Raw genomic sequence first — 2286 nt, 5'->3', positions numbered from 1 at the left:
TTAAATGAAAAAGAAACCTAAAATTGGATTAGCATTAGGTTCTGGTGCGGCAAGAGGACTAGCACATATAGGCGTTTTAAAAGCATTAACTGAAAATAATATAGAAGTTGACTATGTGGCAGGAAGTAGTGCAGGAGCACTTATAGGTAGTGTTTTTTGCTGTGGTATCGACCCATATACAATTGAAAAAATAGCAGTTCAACTTGATAGAAAAATTTGGGTAGATTTAACTGTTCCTAGACGCGGTTTTATAAAAGGTGAAAAGGTTGAAGAGATGATTAGATTATTAACAAGAAGTAGAAACATAGAAGACTTAGAAAAAGGATTAGCTGTTGTAGCTACTGATTTAAAAACTGCGGATAGTTATATATTTACTGAGGGACCAATATATAAAGCCGTTAGAGCTAGTATATCTATTCCTGGAGTTTTTGTTCCAGTTAGATATAAAGATATGGTTTTGGTAGATGGTGGAGTGATAGACAGAGTTCCTGCAACTGTAGTAAAGGATATGGGAGCAGATATTGTAATAGCAGTAGACGTGGGATTTACAACAGAACAAAAGAGAATAAATCATATTTTTGATGTTATTTTACAATCAATAGATGTTATGGGGAAACAGATTTTATCTAACAGTATTATTCACGCAGATGTAGTAATAAAACCACCTGTTTCTCATATACCGCCTTCAAGATTTGATTTAGTAGAAGAATGTGATGAAATAGGGTATAAGGCGGCACTTGAAAAGATTGATGACATAAAAAAAATGATAGCTGAATTTGAAAATTGATTATTACATAACCAAGTAAAAACTAAAGTTAAGGGTAGAGACCCTCAACTTTAGTTTTACACATGATAAGCTGATTATTTAGTCTTAATATAAGGTGATGTTAAAAAATCAAGATTGGTTTTAACACCATTATAATTAGTCAATCCAAGAAAATATAAATTAGTGGCATTTATATCATACTCAATCATTCTATTGAGCATTGCTTTTTTTAGTTTTTGATAGTTTGCAAACTTAGTTATTATAGGAATATTTGAGTTTTCTTTTATTTTTTTTAATATAGTCAATCCTTTTTGATTGCTAGCTAGTACTCTTATATATTGAGGGCCATGTTTATGTAACTCTAAAAAAGAATTACCACTTATTTTGAGTAAAATATGTAATAGTATTCGTTGTAATCTTGTATATGTATATCTTTTGGTTTTAATACATTTAATAATTTCTGAAATTGAATCCTTTTCATATCCGCATTTAATAATACGATTTTCAAGTCCTTCTTCAACATCTAATATATTACTAATTTCTTTTTTTTCAATAAATCTTATTAAATATAGCAATATATGTGTATAATTTTCAAGGTTATTAAAAGAGTTGTATTTATCAAGAAAATTATTAAGATAGTAGACTGTAGCCTCTGGAACTACATTTGATATCTTATTTAAATTTGAGCTATTAATAATTTGATTACGTATAGCGGAAGCACTAGCTAAGTTCCCTTTAAGCTTTTTATCGTGGTAACCTGCTCCAATACGATTTATTGTATAAGGTTTTATCGTACTTTTTACTTTTTTTAAGGCTTTAAGATATTCTATTCCAAGAATATTATTTGGACTTGACAGTACCTTGGATAAGTCATTTACTAAAAAAGACTTATTAGATTTAAAATATTTTTCTAATGCTTTACTTCTAGCCACTGGATAAGTATTGCCTTTATTTAAAGAATTCTTTAAATATTCTTTAAAAGTAGTTGGTTCTGTAATTAATACATCTGCTATTTCTTCTAAAGCTTCTATATTTCCATTTTCGCTACCAAAAACAACAGAATCAATTATACCTAGGCTGTCAAGTGTTTTTATAGCTCCATATGCGAAAAATTCAGCACTTTGCACTGCATATACAGTAGGCAACTCAATGACTAAGTCAACTCCATTATCTACTGCCATTTTAGCTCTTGTCCATTTGTCTACAATTGCTGGTTCTCCTCTTTGAACAAAATTTCCACTCATAACTACTACAGAATAGCTGCATTCAGTTATCTCTTTAGATTTTTCTAAATGATAAAGATGTCCGTTATGGAAGGGATTGTACTCAGTTATAAGGCCAACTATTTTCATATAATTCCTCCAGTTGATATGTATTTTAATTGATAGAATAGTATTACTTTAGTTTAAAGTTTAACTATTATTAATAAATATTATTCTAAGATTCCATTTAATGATGAAAAAAGATTTTTAAGGTTAGTATTTTTCATTAATTTATTTTATTATAATTTTATGATTAGT

Annotated in this window: 2 protein-coding genes; one reads left to right on the top strand and one right to left on the bottom strand. The window is 28.7% G+C overall.

The window, feature by feature from the left end:
• Positions 1 to 4: 4 nt before the first annotated feature.
• Positions 5 to 787, top strand: coding sequence for a patatin-like phospholipase family protein (locus tag L21TH_RS05595; RefSeq protein ID WP_006311291.1), 783 nt, complete (start codon positions 5 to 7; stop codon positions 785 to 787).
• A 74-nt stretch (positions 788 to 861) separates the two neighbouring features.
• Here L21TH_RS05595 and L21TH_RS05590 read toward each other — a convergent pair whose 3' ends face one another.
• Positions 862 to 2118 carry a nucleotidyltransferase gene (locus L21TH_RS05590; protein ID WP_006311290.1) on the bottom strand — a complete coding sequence of 419 codons (1257 nt, stop codon included), beginning with the start codon at positions 2116 to 2118 and terminating at the stop codon, positions 862 to 864.
• Between the last annotated feature and the right edge of the window lie 168 nt (positions 2119 to 2286).

The organism is Caldisalinibacter kiritimatiensis, from assembly GCF_000387765.1.
Taxonomy (GTDB): Bacteria; Bacillota; Clostridia; order Tissierellales; family Caldisalinibacteraceae; genus Caldisalinibacter; species Caldisalinibacter kiritimatiensis.
The sequence above is the reverse complement of the archived record's forward strand: the minus strand, read 5'-3'. Positions and strand labels throughout refer to the sequence as shown.